This window comes from Chromobacterium sp. LK11 (assembly GCF_001043705.1).
GTDB lineage: Bacteria > Pseudomonadota > Gammaproteobacteria > Burkholderiales > Chromobacteriaceae > Chromobacterium > Chromobacterium alkanivorans.
In genome coordinates this window covers 1-17,979 of record NZ_LDUR01000005.1, presented here as the reverse complement: position 1 = coordinate 17,979, position 17,979 = coordinate 1, and the positions used below count along the sequence as shown (strand labels likewise).

Below are 17,979 nucleotides of genomic sequence, written 5' to 3'. Positions count from 1 at the left end.
CCGCCCCGCTCCGGCTATACCGACGGAAGGCGGCGACGACGGGGGCAACCATGAGGCGTGTGTTGAGCATGCTGTTGTTTTGCGGGGCGGCCTGGGCGGCCCAGCCGGAGACTTGGCGCATCGCCGGCGACATCCAGTTCGCGCCCTACAGCTACCAGAACGAAGCCGGCGCCAAGCCCCAGGGCCTGGACGTGGAGATTGTTCAGGCGGTGATGGCGGAAGCCAGAATCCCCTATCAGCTGCACCTCTATCCCTGGGAACGCGTCAAGCAGATGCTGGGCAACGGCGACGTGGACATGGCCTTCCAGTTCGCCGGCACCGCCGAGCGGCGCGGCCAGTACGAACTGGCCGGCCCGATACGCACCGGCCGCACCGTGTTCATGGTCTTGAAGCAGCACGGCCTGCAAAACTGGAACACCCTGGCCGATCTGGCCCCGCTGACCATAGGCCAGGTCCACGGCTACGCCTACGAATCCGCCTTCGACAAGGCCCAGCTCAAGCGCGACGCCAGCGCCACCAATCCCGAGCAACTGCTGCTGATGCTGCTGGCCGGCCGCATCGACCTGATCGTCGGCGACCGCGGCCAGTTGCTCTACTACGCCCGCCAGCTGCGCGCGCTGCCGCATGTGCGCATCCTGTCCAAGCCGCTGGTGGAAATGCCGCGCTTCGTCGCCTTCGCCAAGGGCGACAGCCGCGCCGCTCAATTCAACGCCGCGCTGGCCCGGCTGCAGCAAAACGGAAAACTGCAAACGATTTACAACCACTGGCAGCAATGAGCGCCCGCCGCACCATGCCGCGGGCGACAAAAAGGCCGCCTGACGGCGGCTGTTCTCCCTCCCAGCTTCACACCTCAGGCGCCGCCGCGCGCCACTCCGCCGCCGACAAGCGATACAGGCAGTGGCGCCGCAGCGGATGCCCGGGCGCCAACGCCGGATGATCGAAATCCCGGCCGCTGTCGCGCATGCCCAGCCGCCGCATCAGCCGCTGCGACGGCAGATTGGGCAAGGCGGTGAAGGACACGATCTCGTCCAGCGCCAACTCGTCGAAACCGAAGGCCAGCGCCCGGCGCGCGGCCTCGCTGGCGTAGCCGCGGCCCCAGGACGCGCGCCGCAGCCGCCAGCCCACCTCCACGCAGGGCATGCACGGCAGTTCCGCGCGCGGCACCGCCAGACCGACGAAACCGATGAAATCGCCGGACGCCTTCTCCTCCACCGCCCAGAACCCCCAACCGCGCTCCGCTATCCATCCGCGCTGGCGCGCCATGCCTTCCGCGCTCTCTTCGGCGCTCAGCAAGGCCGGAAAATAGCGCATCACCTCCGGGTCCCGCCCCATCGCGACGAAGGGCGCCAGATCCTCGTCCCGCCACTGGCGCAGCAATAAACGCTCGGTTTCCATTTCCATCGCGGCTCCTTCCGCTGCGTGCATTTTCGTTCCGGACTCGCCATTATCACGGAACCGTAACCGCCGGCTGAGTAAAATCTGCAAGGCAAACCGCCCGCGCGCCCTTAGCATGCGGCGAATCAACTTTCACTCGCGTCTGCCCACCATGCTCATTCAAGCCTCCCGCGCCGCCGCGTCCCGGCCGGCCGCCGCCGAAACCGAAGCCGCCCGCCCCAAGACCGCGCCCAGCGCGATGCCGACGCGGCTCAGCCAAGCGGAAAACCGCGCCGACGCCCCCGCCTCGTCCCGAACCGCGCCGCGCGCCAACCCGCTGGACGGCCTCTGCGCGCCGCAGACGCTGGAAAGCCTCAAGCCCGAGCCGGCCCGGCAAAGGCTCAAGGACAGCGCCCTGCTCGCCAACTTCCCCTATAGCCGGGACCTGGACAGCCTGCGCGCCACCCAGTGGAGCCCGGACGCCGAACTGGCGCGGCTGCTGGCCAAGGGCAGCAAGCTGGAGTTCCAGCCGCAGCAGGCGCGCCTGATGGACCCGGAAAGCGGCCTGGTGGCCTATGTGTTCCGCAACAAGGCGGCCGGGGAAATCCGCCTGGTCTTCGGCGGCACCACCAGCGGCCGCGGCGTGGGCGGCCTGGCTCAGCGCAATCTGAAAAACCTGGTCAGCGTCGCGCGGCAGTGGCGCGCCAACATCGGCAACGCCGCCTTTGGCGGCCGCCCCGCCTGCTACGCTCAGGCCGCCCAGCTCACCGCCAAGCTGCAAGGGCTGGCCGCCGGCCTGCCGCTGATGCGCGGCGGCGAGCCCGACTACACCGTCAGCACCGGCGGCCATTCGCTGGGCGGCGGCATGGCCGCCTACGCGGCGATGAAGCTGTCCACCCCGCAACGCCCCGTCCACGCCGAATGCTTCAGCAGCGCCCAGTTCGGCCGCGGCCTGCAGCGCGAACTGCTGGCGCGGCACGACAACAATCTGGATCAGGCGCGCGCGGCCTCGGCCCATATCCGCCATTACTGCGTCCAGGGCGATCTGGTGCCGGCGCTGGACGGCCTGCTGCCGGTGCGCCACGTCGGCCAGCTCTATCTGCTGCCGGCCAATCGGCAGGCCGACGACAGCCGCCTGGGCCGCCACGACAAATTCCTGGATCATGTGCAAGACTTCGTCGCCGGCGACTGGCAAGGACAATCGCGGTTTTACGCCTAGACTCCGGAGCCGCCGCCCGGGCAAGGCCGGGCGCCAAGATTGGCGGCCCGCCGGCCGATGCCGCCGTCTTGACCCCCAGATTCCCGCTAGGCACAATCGCAAACGCGCCGCCCCAACCGGCGGCGCCCAGATTGGAGTCTGGCCCCGCCGCCTCGGACCCAGCGCCGCAATCGCCTGGGCCGTGCCCTTGCACCATCAGTCATGCCTAAACGGGCAGGCCGTGGTGGGAGGGTGCTCGCACCCGCCGGGCCGTGGCGCCGGAACTCCAATCCTGCCATGCGCCTGCCATGAGCCTGCCGCCTCGCCGGCAGCCATGAATCAACAGGAGTGCGCGCATGTCAGTCAAATACCCGCCCCGTCGCCATTACCGCCCCAACCTCAAGCCCATCTCCTATCAGGAGCTGCCCTTCGCCGCGCGCTTGCCGGATCGCCCGCGCGTGCATTGCTGGCAAGTGCCGCCGGCCGACGACTATCGCCAGGCCTATTTGCTGGGACGCGAATACGCCGGCCACTTCATCCAGTACGTGCAGGACAATCCCGACGCCCCGGGACGCACCTTGCTGGCGCGCATCGCCGGCGACGTCGATTTCGCGGCGGAAGGTCCTGAACAGGGTTATTGGGCCGGCTTCTTCGCCCTGATCGAACAGGTGCTGGTCTTCCCCATCGACATCTTCGGCTATATAGACCGCATCAAGCTCCGGGAGGAGACGCTGCGTCAGTTGGCGGAAAAACGGCCGGTCAATACTGAATAGATGCATCGTTTTCGCCGCCTAAGGCTGAGCCGATTTTGGCACAGCCGGCGGCGGCGCTGGCTGAATCCGGCCACAACGCCCCTCTTCAACCATTGAAAATCAATGGCTTGGAGAAAAAAACGCCAGGCACGCGCTTTGCCTAATAAGAACCATTGCAAAGCCGCGCAGCGCATCGCCGAGCCGAAAAATGCAAACATCGTATAAATAAAAGATCGCCGCGCTTCGCCCGGCCCCCATCCACAAAGGAGAAACACCATGCAACGCATCCGCACCTGGCTCTGTCTCGCCGCCCTGAGCGGCGGTCTCTCGCTGCCCGCCCTAGCCGCCGACGTGGTGAGGCTGGGCAACCTCAAGTTCGCCCACTACGGCGCCATCAGCTATATGAAGGAGATTGCGCCCAAATACGATCTGAAGATCGAAGAGCGCATGTTCGCCAAGGGCATAGACATCATGCCGGCCATCGTGGCCGGCGAAGTGGACATCGCCGCCAGCGCGGCGGACGCGGCGGTGGCCGGCCGCGCCGGCGGCGCGCCCATCTACGCGGTGGCCGGCTTCGCCAAGGGCGGCGCGCGCATCGTGGCCGCCAAGGACAGCGGCATCAAGAGCGTCAAGGACCTGAAGGGCAAGAAGGTGGGCGTGGCGCGCGGCGGCGCCCAGGAGCTGCTGCTGGCGGCGGAGCTGGCCAAGTACAAGCTCAGCTGGTCCGACAAGCCGGGCAAGGACGTGCAGGTGATCTACATGCCCTTCGCCGACCTGAACCAGGCCTTGATGGGCAAGCAGATCGACGCGATGAGCCAGTCCGAGCCGCAATCCTCGCAAGCCATCAACAAGGGCTTCGGCGTGGAAGTGCTCAAGCCCTACGACACCCCGCTGGGCGAACCGATCCGCACCCTGGTGATGACGGAGAAAATGTACAAGGAACGCCGCGGCGTGGCGGAACGGCTGATCAAGTGCTTTGTGGAAGCCACCAACACCTTCATCAAGAACCCCAAGCTGGCGGAAAAATACGTGCGCGAGAACATGTTCAAGAACCAGATCAGCGCCGACGACTTCCAGGACGCGATCTCCAACTCCCCGTACAGCTACGACCTGAGCGTGGCCCACATCCAGACCACCACCGACATGATGCAGCAGTACGGCATCGGCAAGATGGCCAAGCCGCCCAAGGCGGCGGACTGGGTGAAGCTGGACTTGCTGAGCAAGGCCAAGCAGGACCTCAAGATTAATTGACGGCGGCGGGAGCGAATTCATGCAGCAGACTGTGTTTTCCCGGCTGGGCCAGGCCTGGTCCAGCCTGGCGGTGCCCATCGCCATCGTGTTGATCTGGCAGGCCAGTTCCAGCCTGGGCTGGATCAATCCGCAAATCCTGCCCTCGCCGCTGGCGGTGTTGCAGAAGTGGCTGGCCTACTGGCAGCCGCTGGAGGCCTACGACCCGGCGTCCGGCGCCTACCTGTCCTGGCTGCTGTCCGGCGAGCTGGTCCACGACGTGGCGGCCAGCCTGTGGCGGGTGGTGCTGGGCTTCGCGCTGGGCGGCGGCCTGGGCTTGCTGCTGGGGCTGTTCATGGGCGTCAGCGACCCGGTGTACCGGGCCTTCAACCCCTTGATCCAGTTCCTGCGGCCGATTCCGCCCATCGCCTGGACCCCGCTGTCCATTCTATGGTTCGGCCTGGGCAATCCGCCGGCGGTGTTCCTGATCACCATCGGCGCCTTCTTCCCCATCCTGATGAACACCATCTCCGGCGTGCGCAATGTGGACGGCATCTATATCCGCGCCGCGCGCAACCTCGGCGCCAGCCGCGCCACCCTGTTCCGCCGGGTGATCCTGCCGGCGGCCACGCCCTTCATCTTCACCGGCGCGCGCGTGGGCATGGGCACCGCCTTCATCGTGGTGATCGTCGCGGAAATGATCGCGGTGAACAGCGGCGTCGGCTACCGCATCATGGAGGCGCGCGAGTACTTCTGGACCGACAAGGTCATCGCCGGCATGGTCACCATCGGCATCCTCGGGCTGTTGATCGACGTGCTGATGCAGGGGCTGAACAATCGCCTGCTGAAATGGCATCGCGGCATCGACCAATAAAAACCGCTAACAAAACCGCTGATCCCGCCTTGCGCCTCCTGGTCTACAACGGCTGCTGCCCGCGTCGGCGCGCCTTGGCCCAGTAGGCTGCGCGGTTTTGTTATCGGCTCTAAAAAACTGCTCAAAGCCGCGCTGCGCGGCACGGAAGGATGAAACATGAGCGCCCAGATCGAAGTGCAACAGGTGCAAAAAGTATTCAAGACGCCGGGCGGCGACGTGATCGCCCTGCGCGACATCCAGCTGGACATCCGGCCCGGCGAGTTCGTCTGCCTGCTGGGTCCGTCCGGCTGCGGCAAATCCACGCTGCTCAACGCCATCGCCGGTTTCGCGCCGCCCAGCGGCGGACAGATTCTGGTAGCCGGCCAGCGCGTCGCCGCGCCGGGGCCGGACCGCGGCATGGTGTTCCAGGAATACGCGCTGTTCCCGTGGATGACGGTGGAGCAGAACATAGGCTTCGGCCTGGAGATCCAGAAGCGCGGCCCGGCCGAGATCCGCGCCGCGGTGGAGCCCTTGCTGGACAAGCTGCACCTGCGCGATTTCCGCCACCGCTTCCCCAAGGACCTATCCGGCGGCATGCGCCAGCGGGTGGCCATCGCGCGGGTGCTGGCGCTGGATTCGCCGGTGATGCTGATGGACGAGCCCTTCGGCGCGCTGGACGCGCTGACGCGGCGCTCCTTGCAGGACGAATTGCTGCGCATCTGGCAGGAATCCGGCAAGACCATCATCTTCGTCACCCACAGCATAGAGGAATCCATCTACCTGGCGGACCGGGTGGTGGTGATGACCTACCGCCCGGGCACCATCAAGCGCGATGTGCGGGTGGAGCTGCCGCGCCCGCGCGACCCCAGCGCGCCGGGCTTCAACGACCTGAAGCGGGAGCTGACCCGGCTGGTGATGGAGGAACATTCACGCCACGAAGCCGCGGAACTGCAAGCTGCGGTAGACTGAGGCATCGCCGATTTCCGATCCGCCGCCATGCTCGCACGCGCGTTGCGTTTCCTGCTGAAAAGCCTGCCCTCCCTCTTCTTGCTGGCCTTGGCGCTGGGCGGCGGCTGGGTGCTGGCCAGCCGCATGCTGTTGACCGAAGCGGAGCGCGAGGGCCGGCACCGGGCGGAAATGCACGCCGCCAACCTCGGCGCCACGCTGGAGCAATACCGCTACCTGCCCTATGTGCTGGCGCTGAATCAGGACATCCTCAACCTGCTGGCGGACCCGCGCAATCCGCGGAGGGTGGAGGCGCTGAACCGCTATCTGGAACAGGTGAACCGGCAGTCGCGCACCTCGGCGCTGTTCATCGTCAACGTGGACGGCATCGCGCTGGCGTCCAGCAACTGGATGTCGCCGTACAGCTTCGTCGGCAACAGCTACGCCTTCCGTCCCTATTTCCAGCAAGCGCTGGCCGGCCAGTCCGGCAGTTTTTACGGCATAGGCAGCACCAGCCGCGAACCGGGCTATTTCCTGTCCTGGCCGGTGCTGTCCGGCCGCCGCGTCGTCGGCGTGGCCGTGGTCAAGGTCAGCCTGGCGCCGCTGGAGGCCGCCTGGCGCAAAGGCGCGGAACCGGTGCTGGTCAGCGACCGCCACGGCGTCGCCTTCCTCAGCGCCAACCCGGACTGGAAGTTCGCCACCTGGCAGCCGCTGCCGCCGGCGGTGCGCCGCCAGATCGACGCCACCCGCCAATACCTGGGCGCCAAGCTGCATCCGTTCGCGCTGCTGCAGCCGCACGCGGGCTGGCGAGAGCAAGCCTGGCTGGCGCCGGACAGCGAGCGCAAACTGCTGGCCGGCCGCTATCTGCAAATCCGCCAGACCTTGCCGCAAACCGGCTGGACGCTGACCCTGCTGGTGGACATGCACGGCCGCAACCTGACCCTGCTGGCCATCATGAGCACGCTGCTGGCCAGCGGCCTGGGCCTGCTGACGCTGTGGCACTACTGGCGGTTGCGGCTGCGCCGGCTGCGCGAGCGATTGGCGGCGCAACAGGCCTTGCAGCAGGCGCACGATCAACTGGAACGCAAGGTGGCGGAACGCACCCGCGACCTGGCCTTGAGCAACACCCAGCTGTCGGCGGAAATCCGCGAACGCATCCAGACCGAAAACAGCCTGCGCATCACCCGCGGCCAGTTGGCCGAAGCCAGCAAGCTGGCGGCGCTGGGCCAGATGGCGGCCGGGGTGGCGCACGAGATCAACCAGCCGCTGGCGGCGCTGCGCGCCTTCGCCGACAACGCGGTGACCCTGCTGCAACGCGGCCGCCCCGACGCCGCCAGCGACAATCTGGGCCAGATTTCCCAGCTGGTGGAGCGCATCGCCCACATCACCCGGGACCTGAAAACCTTCGCCCGCCGCCACCGCGGCCCGCTGGGCCAGACCAACCCGCTCGCCGCGCTGCGCGACACGCTGACGCTGCTGCAGCCGGCGCTGCGCGACGCCCGGGTGGAGTTGGAGCTGGATTTGCCGCCGCGCTGCCCGAACATCGCCTGCGACGCCATCGGCCTGGAGCAGGTGTTCACCAATCTGCTGGGCAACGCCATCGACGCGATGCGGCCGCAGGCGGACGGCCGGCTGGAGATCAGCCTGCTGCACAAGGCCGGCATGCTGGAATTCCGTCTGCGCGACCACGGTCCCGGCGTCGCCGACGCCGATCTGCCGCATTTGTTCGAGCCCTTCTACAGCACCAAGCCGCGCGGCCAGGGCCTGGGCCTGGGGCTGGCCATCGTGCAGGAGATCGTCGAACAGTCCGGCGGCCGCATCGAAGCCGGCAACCACCCGGACGGCGGCGCCTGTTTCATCATCAACTGGCCTTGCGAGTCCACATGAAGCCCACCCCCAACGCCCGCGCGGGCGTCATCTACGTTGAAGACGACCCGGACGTGCGCATGGCCACGCTGCAGTCGCTGGAGCTGGCGGGCCTGCCGGTGCAGGCCTACGCCGACGCCGAAAGCGCGCTGACCGCGCTGCGGCGCGACGAGCGCGCCATCCTGCTCAGCGATGTGCGCTTGCCCGGCCTCAGCGGCCTGGAGCTGATGGAGCAGGCGCTGAATCTGGACCGGGAACTGCCGGTGATCCTGGTCACCGGCCACGGCGACATCGCGATGGCGGTGGCGGCCACCCGCGCCGGCGCCTACGACTTCATCGAAAAACCCTATGCGCCGGGCCGCTTGACCGAGACGGTGCAACGCGCGCTGGACAAGCGCCGGCTGACGCTGGAAAACCGCGAGCTGCGCGCCAGCCTGGCGCGCAGCAACGGCCCGGTGCTGATAGGCGGCAGCCCGGCGATGCAGGCGCTGCGCGAGACGCTGGCCAATATCGCCGACACCGACGCCGACGTGCTGATCCACGGCGAAACCGGCACCGGCAAGGAAATGGTGGCGCAGGCGCTGCACGCCTGGAGCCGCCGCCGCGAACGCCATTTCGTGCCGCTGAACTGCGCCGGCCTGCCGGAATCCATTTTCGAGAGCGAGATTTTCGGCCACGAGGCCGGGGCCTTCACCGGCGCGCTCAAGCGCCGCATCGGCAAAATCGAGTACGCCAGCGGCGGCACCCTGTTCCTAGACGAGATCGAAGGCATGCCGCTGTCCTTGCAGGCCAAGCTCTTGCGCGTGCTGCAACAACGGGTGGTGGAGCGGCTGGGCTCCAACAGCCTGATCCCGGTGGACTGCCGGGTGGTGGCCGCCACCAAGGACGATCTGGCGCTGGCCAGCCGGGAGCGGCGCTTCCGCGAGGATCTGTACTATCGGCTCAATGTGGTGTCGCTGCGGCTGCCGCCGCTGCGCGAACGGCGCGAGGACATTCCGGATCTGTTCCAGTGGTTTGTGGAGCAGGCGGCGGCGCGCTTCGACCGCCCGGCGCCGGACACGCCGCCGGCCTTGTTGGGGCGCCTGCAGGCGCAGACCTGGCCGGGCAATGTGCGCGAGCTACGCAACGCGGCGGAACGCTATGTGCTGGGCGTGGCGCCGGACGGCGGGGAAGCGGCGGCCTACGCGCCCAGCGCGCTGGACGCGCGGGTGGACGCTTATGAAAAGCAGTTGATCGAGCAGGCGCTGTCGCGCACCCAGGGCCAGGTGATGCAGGCGGCGGAGCTGCTGGGCATTCCGCGCAAGACGCTGTACAACAAGTTCGCCAAGCATGGCATAGACCCGGACGGCTACCGCGCCTGAGAAGCTGTTCAAACTCTGCTGCACTTCAGCGATACGGCGTTAAAAACCAGCTCGAAATGCTCATGTACCACGAGTACATTCCGCTTTTTCACTCGCAACGCCTTGTCTCGCCCTTGCTCGCGAGACTTTGAGCAGGCTCTGATAGCTGTTCACGATTTACGCTCCGCAGCCGCCTCACACCGCGCGCAGCAGCATGAAATGGCGCAGGCTGTAATAGCCTTGCGCCGCCGGCCACGGCAAGGCGCCCAGCAGGCTCAGGCCCGCTTCCCAACGCTGATTGTCCAGCAGCGCCTCCGAGACGAACTCGCCGTTCAGATTGCAGAAGAACAGCCGGGTCCAATGCGCGTCGCCCGCCAGCGTTTCCGCGCGCAGCGCGGCGGTGGCCTGGCGGAACAGCGCCTCGAACAAAGGCTGTTCCAGCCGCTCAGCCGCGCCGCGCAAGCCGAAGTTGCCGATGTAGGCCATATAATCGCGGCCGGCGATTTCCCAGCGCCGTTCAGTGACCTGGGCCTCGTCGGCGATGCCCCACAGGCCGGCCAGCAGCACGTGCAGCACATTGGCGCTGAAGTTTTCCAGCGCGTCGTTCAGCCCTTCCTGGCCGGCGCCCAGGCCGGCGAAGCTTTCCATTATGCGGATGTCGTTTTCCAGCAGTACATGGACGTCGAGCCGGCCGTTTTTCTCCCCCGGCGTCCAGTGCGCGCCTATCGCCGGCAGCTGGCCGTGCGGCAGCAGCCAGCCTTTGGCCTCCTGGCAAGGCAGGCCGTGGGCGGCCAGCAATTGCGCCAGCAGCGGCGTGGGGTCCAGGGCGGCTTGGGTTTCCGGAGCGTGGGCAGACAAGATGGACATCCTTTTGATTCGATCGCGAGGCCGGCAGTGTACCACCGCCCGCCTTAGAACCTGTTTACGATCTGCTGCGCGTTGGCAATACGGCGTTGAAAACCCCTTCGAAATGCTCATGTACCTTATGTACATTCCGCTTTCTCAGTCGTTTTCGCCTTGTCTCGCCTTAGCTCGCGAGATCGTAAACACGTTCTTATAGCCTGAAGCTGGCCGCCGCCTGCCGCAGCCCGGCGGCCAGCGTCTCCAGCGCCTCCACCTCGGCCTCCGCCGCCAAGGCGGTGGCGCGGGTCTGGCCGGCCAGGCCGGCCACCTGCTCCATATTGCCGGCCACTTCGCGGTTGGCCTCCGCCTGCGCCGCGGCCGCGCCGGCCACCGCGCGAATATTGTCGCGCGCGGACTCCGCGCCGCCGCGTATGCGTTGCAAGGCGTCGGCGGCCTGCCGGGCCATGGCCACGCCGCTGTCCACCCGCGGCCCCACCTCGCCCATGCTGGCCACCACCGAATCGGTGTCCGCCTGGATCGCCTGGATAGTGGCGGCGATCTGGCGCGTGGCTTCGCCGCTGCGGTCCGCCAGCTTGCGCACCTCGTCGGCCACCACCGCGAAGCCGCGTCCCAGCTCGCCGGCCCGCGCCGCTTCGATCGCCGCGTTCAGCGCCAACAGATTGGTCTGATCGGCGATGTCCTTGATCACCGCCGCGGTGACGTCGATCGCGCGGCAGCGTTCGGCCAGCTCGCCTATGCAGCCGGAGGCGGCCACCACCTGGCCGGACACCGCCTGGATCTCCTCGGCCGCGCGGCGCACCAGGCCTTCGCCCTCGTCCGCCAGCGCGCAGGCATTGGCGGAGTCCGACTCGCTTTCGGCGCTGCGGCGCGACACTTCCGCCACGCCGTCCAGCATGCCGGCGGTGGTTTCCGCGGCGCCGGCGGTGGCCGCCGCCGATTGCTCGACCTGGCCGTGAATCTGCTGCATCCGTCCGGACAAGCCGCCCACCGAGCGCTCCAGCTGCGCGGAGCCGTCCTGCAGGCGCTCGATCAACTGACGCAAGCTGCGCTGCATCGCGACGAAGGCCCCCATCAGGCTGCCCTCGCGCGGCGCGCGTTCCAGCGCCTGGCTCAGATCGCCCGCCGCCATCGCCCGCGCGGCGTCGGCCGCCGCCTCCGCCTCGCCGCCTATCAAGCGGAAAATCGAGGCGGCCACGCGCCAGGCCAGCAGGGTCACCACCGCCAGCACCGCCAGGCCGATGCCGGAAAGCTTGAGCGCCAGGCCGTTGAACTGGCGCTCCACATCGTCCATGAACACGCCGGCGCCTATGGTCCAGTTCCAATCCGGTATCCGCATCACCGCATTGAGCTTGGGCAGCACCTCGTTGCCGTTGGGGCGCTTGGTGCGCACCAGCGCGAAGCCGAAATCGCCGTTCGCCAGCGCGTCGCGATAGGCTTGCACCAGGGTGCGGCCGTCCGGCAGCTTGCCCCCGGTGTCCCGCTTGCCCAGCTTGCGCCGGTCCGGGTGCACCAGCACCAGGTCGGAGGCGTCGCGCGCGAACACGTAATTGTCCTTGTCGCGCAGTCCGGACATCGCCTCTATCGCTCGCCGCTGGGCCTCTTCGCGCTTGAGCTTGCCGCTTTGCTCCTGCTTTTGGTACATCGCCACCTGCTGCCCCGCCAGATGCACCAGGCTGCCTATCTGCGCCTTGCGGTCGTCAAGCAGCGTCGTACGCAAGGTGTGCAGGGCGAATCCCGCCACCACGCACAGGCCCAGACCCGCGCACAGCACCACGCCTCCCAAACGGACAGCCAGTTTCATATTCTCGCTCCATCACGTATCGGCGCCGCGCGGCGGCGACCGTTCATTCGTGGAGCATAGACTATTCATTATGCTTAAGCCTCCGCCGTCTCAGAACGTGTTTACGATCTCGCGAGCTAGACGGTGCATGAGCATTTCGAAGACGGTTTCAACGCCGTATCACCGACGCGCAGCGATCGTAAACAGGTTCTCAGCCCTCCCCGCCGGCGGCGAACTGCAAGGCCGCCAGCCGCGCGTACAAGGGCGAGCCCAGCAACAGGCTCTGATGATTGCCCTCGGCCACGATGCGGCCCTGGTCCAGCACCACGATGCGGTCCGCCTGCTTGACCGTGGCCAGGCGGTGGGCGATCACCAGCGTGGTGCGGTTTTGCGCCGCGCGCTCCAAGGCCTGCTGCACCAGCTGCTCGGATTCGGCGTCCAGCGCGCTGGTGGCCTCGTCCAGCAGCAGCAAGGGCGGGTTCTTCAGAATGGCGCGGGCGATGGCGATGCGCTGACGCTGGCCGCCGGACAGGCGCACGCCGCGTTCGCCCAGATAGGTGTCGTAGCCCTGCGGCAGCTTCTCGATGAAGTCCGCCGCGGCGGCGGCCCGGGCCGCGGCTCGCACTTCCTCGTCGCTGGCCTCGGGCTTGCCGTAGCGGATATTCTCCAAGGCGCTGGCGCCGAAAATCACCGAATCCTGCAACACCACGCCCACATGGCCGCGCAAATCGGCGAAAGCCAGTTCGCGCACGTCCACGCCGCCCAGCAGCACCTGCCCTTGCTGCGGGTCGTAGAAACGCAGCAGGAGCTGGAACAAGGTGGACTTGCCGGCGCCGGACGGCCCCACCAGGGCCACGTGCTCGCCGGGGCGCACCTTGAGCCGGACGCCGCTGAGCGAGGGCTGGCCGGGGCGGGACGGATAGGCGAAATCGACGTCGCGCAGCTCCAGGCCGGCGGGCCCCGGCGGCAGCGCGCGCGGCGCGGCCGGCTCCGTCACCGGCGAGCGCAGCGCCAGCAGTTCCATCAAGCGCTCGGTGGCGCCGGCCGCGCGCTGCACATCGCCCCATACTTCCGCCAGCGCGCCGATGGCGCCGGCGGTGACCACCGCGTACAGGATGAATTGACCCAGCTGGCCGGCGCTCATCGCTCCCTCCAGCACCGCGTGCGCGCCCAGCCACAAGACGAAGACGATGGCGCCGAAGATCAGCAGGATCACCGCCGCCGTCAGCCAGGAGCGCGCGCGGATGCGCGCCAGCGCGGCGTCGAAGCCGGTTTCCACCGAAGCGCCGAAACGCCGGCTCTCCCGCGCCTGCTGATTGAAGGCCTGCACCGTGGGAATCGCGTTCAGGGTTTCGCCGGCGATGGCGCTGGAATCGGCGATGCGGTCCTGGCTGGAACGGGACAAGGTTCGCACCCGGCGGCCAAACACCACGATGGGCAAAACCACCAGCAACAGCGTCACCAGGATGTAGGCGGTCAGGCTGGGGCTGGTGGCCATCAGCATGGCCAGGCCGCCCAGCATCAGCAGCGCGTTGCGCAGCCCCATGGACAGGCTGGTGCCGATCACGGTCTGCACCAGGGTGGTGTCGGTGGTCAGCCGGGACAGCACCTCGCCGGTCTGAGTGACTTCGAAGTATTCCGGGCTGACCCGGATCACATGCCGGTAGACCGCGCCGCGGATGTCGGCGGTGACGCGCTCGCCCAGCCAGGACACGCAATAAAAACGCAAGGCGGTGGCCAGGGCCAACACCGCCGCCACGCCGAACAGGCCGAGAAAATAGCGGTTGATGTCCGCCGCCGCGCGCTGACTGAAACCATGGTCGATCAGGAAGCGGAAAGCCACCGGCAGCAGCAGGGTGGCGGCGGCGGCCACGATCAGGGCCAGCAAGGCCAGCCAGGCGCGCAGCCGGTATGGACGCAGATAGGGCAGCAGGCCGGCCAGCGGGCTCAGCCGCAGCAAGGAAGAGGAGGCAGCGGACATGGGAAGGGGCGCTCAATGAAACACAGCGCCCTACTCTAGCCTGCCGCCGGACAAACCGCACCCCCGGACATGAAAAAACCGCCGCGGGCGAGGCCGGCGGCGGCGGGAAAGTCGGGCTTTCCTAGATCAGAACTTGTACTGCATCTGCACGCCCAGCAGGTGGCCGCGGATGGAGCTGTAAGAGCCTTGCAACGTGTCGATATTGTTCCGAGGACTCTCAGCGGTATGATTGACGTCGCGATCGCCGACGCCCATCAGATAGGTGTAGCCGGCGTCCACGGTCAGCTGCTTGCTGGCCTTGTAGCTGGCGCCCAAGCTGAGCCAGACGCGATCGGTGTCCGGAATCAGCGGGTTGCGGTAGCTGGAGTTGCGCACCGGGCTGGTTTCATATCCGACGCCGCTGCGCAGGGTCAACTGATCGTTGTAATTGTAGTCGGCGCCCACCGAGAACAGCCAGCTGGCCTTCCAGTTGTTGTCGATGACGGTCTCGGCCATCGGATTGCCCTTGATCACCAGTTGGTCGAAGCGGCTCCAGTTGGTCCAGCGCGCGGTGGCGCTCAAGGCCCACTTGCTGTTCAGACGGCTGAAGCCGGACAGCAGCAGCGATTCCGGCGTGGTCACGTCGGCGGCGCCGGCATACACGCCATCCAACTTGGGCAAACCAGGGACACCAAGACGATCAAAGCCGCTCGCGGTGTAATCGCCGCGCGCCTTGTGGTGCAGCTTGGAGCGATAGGACAGGCCGACGCGGTTGTCCTGGTTGAACGCGTACATCAGGCCCAGATTGTAGCCGTAGGCCCAGCTGTCGGCGTCGATCTCGCCGGTGGCGCCCGGGAAGAAGGCGCCCTGCTTCAGGTCGGCCTTGGCGTACTGCGCCGACACGCCGGCGCCGAAGCTCCACTTGTCGTCCAGCTTGTAGGCGAAGGACGGGTTGAAGTCCACCGTCATGATGGAACTGGAAATGCCGTGGTTGCGGCCTACCCAGTTGTCGTCATAACTGGCGCCGAGACCGAAGGGCACGGTGATGCCCAGGCCCAGGCGGGCGCGTTCGTTCAGCTGATGCACCAGATAGGCGTTGGGGATGAATTCGGCCTTGGCGCGGCCGTTATCGCTGCCCTGGCGCGCGGCCGGGAAGCCGCCCTTGCCTTCAAACGGCGCGTCGATTTCGGCGTAAGTGAAACCGCCCTGCACCTGGGTGCCTTCAATCAAGGTCATGCCGGCCGGGTTGTAGAAGACGGCGGACAGGTCGTCGCCCACCATGCCGGCGCCGGCGTGGGCGCGGCCCAGGCCGGCCACGCTTTGCTCGGACAATTGGAAGCCGGCGGCGTGAGCCAGCGGCGCGGCGGCCAGCAGGCCGGCCACCAGCGCGGGAATGGCGCGAACAGCGGAAGGTGCGAATGCTTTCATTTTCTTATATCTACCCCGGCGGCGGCTGCCGCCTTTGTTATGGAAACCGGGCTTGCGCGCGGCGATTATGCTATTTAAATAGATAGCGATCACACAATTTTTAGGGGGTGGAGTCTAAATACTATTTTTTAAAAAAACAAGAAGCCCGCATCACGCAAAAAGCATAAGACGGCCGCGCCATGCTCTGAATCAAAAGGCTGTGCTAATATTGGCGGCTCCTCATAACCCTGTTGAATAAAGCAACCATGAAACGAATGCTGAGCATGCTGGCGTTGAGCGCGCTGCCCGCCGTGGCCCTGGCCTCGCCGACAGTGGAAATGATCACCAACAAGGGCAATATCGAGATTGCGCTGGACTCGGCCAAAGCGCCCAAGACCGTGGAAAACTTCGTCGCCTACGCCAAGGCCGGCCACTACAACGGCACCGTGTTCCACCGCGTGATCGACGGCTTCATGATTCAGGGCGGCGGCTTCGACACCAAGCTGAATCAGAAACCCACCCGCGCCGCCATCGCCAACGAGGCGAGCAACGGCCTGAAGAACGGCATCGGCACCATCGCCATGGCCCGCACCGCGGACCCGAATTCCGCCACCGCCCAGTTCTTCATCAATGTGGCCAACAACGACTTCCTCGACTATAAATCCCCGACGCCCCAGGGCGCCGGCTACGCCGTGTTCGGCAAGGTGACCCGCGGCATGGACGTGGTCAACCGCATCGCCAAGACCCGCACCGGCAGCATGAACGGCATGGGCGACGTGCCCTTCGAGCCCATCGTGATCCAGAAAGTCACCATCAAGCCCTAAGAAGCTGTTCGATGTCTGCCGCGCGTCGCGAGACCTTATACGTTGAGCACCGCTTTGAAACGCTCATGTACCCTATGTACATTCCGCTTTCTCGGTCGCAACGCCCCGTCTCGCCCTAGCTCGCAAGACTTGGAACAGGCTCCAAGAACCACTTTCATACCGGCAGGCCGCCTTGCGGCCTGCCGTCATCAAGGAAACACCATGATCAAACTGACCACCAACTTCGGCGCCATCGTGCTGGAACTGTTCGCCGACAAGGCCCCGAAAACCGCAGCCAACTTTGAAGAGTACGTGAAGAGCGGCCATTACGACGGCACCATCTTCCACCGCGTGATCAACGGCTTCATGATCCAGGGCGGTGGCTTCACCGCCGACATGTCGCAAAAGCCGACCAATGCGCCGATCGAGAACGAGGCCAACAACGGTCTGTCCAACAAGACCTACACCGTGGCCATGGCCCGCACCATGGACCCGCACTCGGCGTCCGCCCAGTTCTTCATCAATGTCTCCGACAACGATTTCCTGGACTTCAAATCGGAAAGCGCCCAAGGCTGGGGCTACGCCGTGTTCGGCCAGGTCGTGGAAGGCCAGGACGTGGTGGACAGCATCAAGGCGGTGCGCACCGGCCGCAGCGGCCCGCATCAGGACGTGCCGGCGGAAGCCGTGGTGATCGAGAAAGCCGAGATCGTCTGACGGCCGGCGGCCGCGCCTCCCCGCGCGGCCGCGTCCTTCATGCCAGCCCGGCCGTCCGGCCGGGCTTCAACTTATCCGCACGCGACATGGCCACTCACTTCATTTCCGACCTGCACCTGGCGGACGACACTCCGGCGCTGAACCGCTTGTTCCTGGATGCCTTGCAAGCCTGGCAAGGCCGGATCGACGCGCTCTACATCCTGGGCGATCTGTTCGAATACTGGGTGGGCGACGACGACGACTCCCCGTTCCTGGAGACGCCGCTGGCCGCGATGCGCGCCTTCGCCGCCGTCACCCCGCTGTTCGTGATGCGCGGCAACCGCGACTTCCTGCTGGGCGAGGGCTTTTGCCGACGCAGCGGCGCGCGGCTGCTGGACGACCCCACCCTGATCCAGGCCCACGGCCGCCGCTGCCTGCTCAGCCACGGCGACGTGCTGTGCACCGGCGACCTTGCCTATCAGCAATTCCGGACGATGAGCCGCAATCCGCAATGGCAGCAGGCGATGCTGGCCCGACCGCTGGCCGAACGCCATGCCATCGCGCGCCAGGCGCGCCAGCAAAGCGAGATGGCCAAGCGGCAAAACGGCCTGACCGAGATTTCCGACGTCGCCGCCGACGCCGTCGAGGCGCTGCTGGCCGAACACGGCTGGCCGACGCTGATCCACGGCCATACCCACCGTCCCGCGCTCCATCGTCACGGCGAATCCGAGCGCTGGGTGATCCAGGATTGGCACGACGACCGCGGCGGCTATCTGCGGCTGGACGACGAGGGTATCGTCAGCCTGCCGCTGAGCGCGGCCTAAGAACCTGTTTACGATCTGCTGCGCGTCGGCGATACGGCGTTGAAACCGTCTTCGAAATGCTCATGTACCGTATGTACACTCCGCTTTCTCAGC

16 protein-coding genes are annotated in these 17,979 nt (G+C 66.7%); 11 read left to right on the top strand and 5 right to left on the bottom strand.

The features are described from left to right. Positions 1–50 precede the first annotated feature (50 nt). Entirely contained in the window at positions 51–776 is a 726-nt protein-coding gene (locus tag VK98_RS03045) for an ABC transporter substrate-binding protein (RefSeq protein ID WP_048412636.1), read from the top strand. Between the two features lie 67 nt (positions 777–843). Here VK98_RS03045 and VK98_RS03040 read toward each other — a convergent pair whose 3' ends face one another. Then, the gene (locus tag VK98_RS03040) at positions 844–1,401 is read right to left on the bottom strand and encodes a GNAT family N-acetyltransferase (protein WP_048412635.1); all 558 of its coding nucleotides are present in this window, start codon (positions 1,399–1,401) and stop codon (positions 844–846) included. A gap of 145 nt (positions 1,402–1,546) precedes the next feature. Here VK98_RS03040 and VK98_RS03035 point away from each other — a divergent pair, with 145 nt between their 5' ends. The 7 genes from VK98_RS03035 to VK98_RS03005 all read left to right on the top strand — a co-directional run bounded on the left by VK98_RS03035 (position 1,547) and on the right by VK98_RS03005 (position 9,576). Then, the gene (locus VK98_RS03035; RefSeq protein WP_156187744.1) at positions 1,547–2,593 is read left to right on the top strand and encodes a hypothetical protein; all 1,047 of its coding nucleotides are present in this window, start codon (positions 1,547–1,549) and stop codon (positions 2,591–2,593) included. Between the two features lie 335 nt (positions 2,594–2,928). Further along, positions 2,929–3,345: a hypothetical protein gene (locus VK98_RS03030; RefSeq protein WP_048412633.1), complete on the top strand. Its 417-nt coding sequence runs from the start codon at positions 2,929–2,931 to the stop codon at positions 3,343–3,345. Positions 3,346–3,600: 255 nt separating this feature from the next. After that, on the top strand, positions 3,601–4,575 hold the full coding sequence (locus tag VK98_RS03025) for an ABC transporter substrate-binding protein (RefSeq protein WP_048412632.1): 975 nt from the start codon (positions 3,601–3,603) through the stop codon (positions 4,573–4,575). Positions 4,576–4,594: 19 nt separating this feature from the next. Then, positions 4,595–5,425, top strand: a complete 831-nt coding sequence (locus VK98_RS03020) for an ABC transporter permease (RefSeq protein WP_048412631.1) — start codon at positions 4,595–4,597, stop codon at positions 5,423–5,425. Positions 5,426–5,581: 156 nt separating this feature from the next. Then, a complete protein-coding gene (locus VK98_RS03015; RefSeq protein ID WP_048412630.1) occupies positions 5,582–6,373 on the top strand; it encodes an ABC transporter ATP-binding protein in 792 nt (263 codons plus the stop codon). A gap of 27 nt (positions 6,374–6,400) precedes the next feature. Next, positions 6,401–8,236, top strand: coding sequence for an ATP-binding protein (locus VK98_RS03010; protein ID WP_048412629.1), 1,836 nt, complete (start codon positions 6,401–6,403; stop codon positions 8,234–8,236). Next, the gene (locus VK98_RS03005; RefSeq protein WP_048412628.1) at positions 8,233–9,576 is read left to right on the top strand and encodes a sigma-54 dependent transcriptional regulator; all 1,344 of its coding nucleotides are present in this window, start codon (positions 8,233–8,235) and stop codon (positions 9,574–9,576) included. Before VK98_RS03010 ends, VK98_RS03005 begins: the two co-directional genes overlap by 4 nt. Before the next feature lie 174 nt (positions 9,577–9,750). Here the strand turns inward: VK98_RS03005 and VK98_RS03000 are convergent, their stop codons facing one another. The 4 genes from VK98_RS03000 to VK98_RS02985 form a co-directional block, all read right to left on the bottom strand. Beyond that, positions 9,751–10,413, bottom strand: a complete 663-nt coding sequence (locus tag VK98_RS03000) for a DUF6348 family protein (protein ID WP_197082947.1) — start codon at positions 10,411–10,413, stop codon at positions 9,751–9,753. A gap of 196 nt (positions 10,414–10,609) precedes the next feature. Further along, a complete protein-coding gene (locus VK98_RS02995; protein ID WP_048412626.1) occupies positions 10,610–12,220 on the bottom strand; it encodes a methyl-accepting chemotaxis protein in 1,611 nt (536 codons plus the stop codon). A 190-nt stretch (positions 12,221–12,410) separates the two neighbouring features. Beyond that, positions 12,411–14,180, bottom strand: a complete 1,770-nt coding sequence (locus VK98_RS02990; protein WP_048412625.1) for an ABC transporter transmembrane domain-containing protein — start codon at positions 14,178–14,180, stop codon at positions 12,411–12,413. Positions 14,181–14,306: 126 nt separating this feature from the next. Continuing rightward, complete coding sequence (locus VK98_RS02985; protein ID WP_048412624.1) at positions 14,307–15,587, bottom strand: OmpP1/FadL family transporter; 1,281 nt, start codon at positions 15,585–15,587, stop codon at positions 14,307–14,309. Between the two features lie 245 nt (positions 15,588–15,832). Between VK98_RS02985 and VK98_RS02980 the strand changes: the two genes are divergently transcribed. The 3 genes from VK98_RS02980 to VK98_RS02970 all read left to right on the top strand — a co-directional run bounded on the left by VK98_RS02980 (position 15,833) and on the right by VK98_RS02970 (position 17,886). Beyond that, entirely contained in the window at positions 15,833–16,390 is a 558-nt protein-coding gene (locus tag VK98_RS02980) for a peptidylprolyl isomerase (RefSeq protein ID WP_048412623.1), read from the top strand. A 201-nt stretch (positions 16,391–16,591) separates the two neighbouring features. Beyond that, entirely contained in the window at positions 16,592–17,083 is a 492-nt protein-coding gene (locus VK98_RS02975) for a peptidylprolyl isomerase (RefSeq protein WP_048412622.1), read from the top strand. An 86-nt stretch (positions 17,084–17,169) separates the two neighbouring features. Further along, positions 17,170–17,886, top strand: coding sequence for a UDP-2,3-diacylglucosamine diphosphatase (locus VK98_RS02970; protein WP_048412621.1), 717 nt, complete (start codon positions 17,170–17,172; stop codon positions 17,884–17,886). Positions 17,887–17,979 lie beyond the last annotated feature (93 nt).

Bases quoted from the DNA above. Each gene is read 5' to 3' on its own strand.
- VK98_RS03045 (WP_048412636.1), top strand. From the start codon at position 51: ATGAGGCGTGTGTTGAGCATGCTGTTGTTTTGCGGGGCGGCCTGGGCG.
- VK98_RS02995 (WP_048412626.1), bottom strand. From the start codon at position 12,220: ATGAAACTGGCTGTCCGTTTGGGAGGCGTGGTGCTGTGCGCGGGTCTG.
- VK98_RS03040 (WP_048412635.1), bottom strand. From the start codon at position 1,401: ATGGAAATGGAAACCGAGCGTTTATTGCTGCGCCAGTGGCGGGACGAG.
- VK98_RS03020 (WP_048412631.1), top strand. From the start codon at position 4,595: ATGCAGCAGACTGTGTTTTCCCGGCTGGGCCAGGCCTGGTCCAGCCTG.
- VK98_RS02970 (WP_048412621.1), top strand. From the start codon at position 17,170: ATGGCCACTCACTTCATTTCCGACCTGCACCTGGCGGACGACACTCCG.
- VK98_RS03035 (WP_156187744.1), top strand. From the start codon at position 1,547: ATGCTCATTCAAGCCTCCCGCGCCGCCGCGTCCCGGCCGGCCGCCGCC.
- VK98_RS02985 (WP_048412624.1), bottom strand. From the start codon at position 15,587: ATGAAAGCATTCGCACCTTCCGCTGTTCGCGCCATTCCCGCGCTGGTG.
- VK98_RS03015 (WP_048412630.1), top strand. From the start codon at position 5,582: ATGAGCGCCCAGATCGAAGTGCAACAGGTGCAAAAAGTATTCAAGACG.
- VK98_RS03005 (WP_048412628.1), top strand. From the start codon at position 8,233: ATGAAGCCCACCCCCAACGCCCGCGCGGGCGTCATCTACGTTGAAGAC.
- VK98_RS03030 (WP_048412633.1), top strand. From the start codon at position 2,929: ATGTCAGTCAAATACCCGCCCCGTCGCCATTACCGCCCCAACCTCAAG.
- VK98_RS03025 (WP_048412632.1), top strand. From the start codon at position 3,601: ATGCAACGCATCCGCACCTGGCTCTGTCTCGCCGCCCTGAGCGGCGGT.
- VK98_RS02975 (WP_048412622.1), top strand. From the start codon at position 16,592: ATGATCAAACTGACCACCAACTTCGGCGCCATCGTGCTGGAACTGTTC.
- VK98_RS02990 (WP_048412625.1), bottom strand. From the start codon at position 14,180: ATGTCCGCTGCCTCCTCTTCCTTGCTGCGGCTGAGCCCGCTGGCCGGC.
- VK98_RS03010 (WP_048412629.1), top strand. From the start codon at position 6,401: ATGCTCGCACGCGCGTTGCGTTTCCTGCTGAAAAGCCTGCCCTCCCTC.
- VK98_RS02980 (WP_048412623.1), top strand. From the start codon at position 15,833: ATGAAACGAATGCTGAGCATGCTGGCGTTGAGCGCGCTGCCCGCCGTG.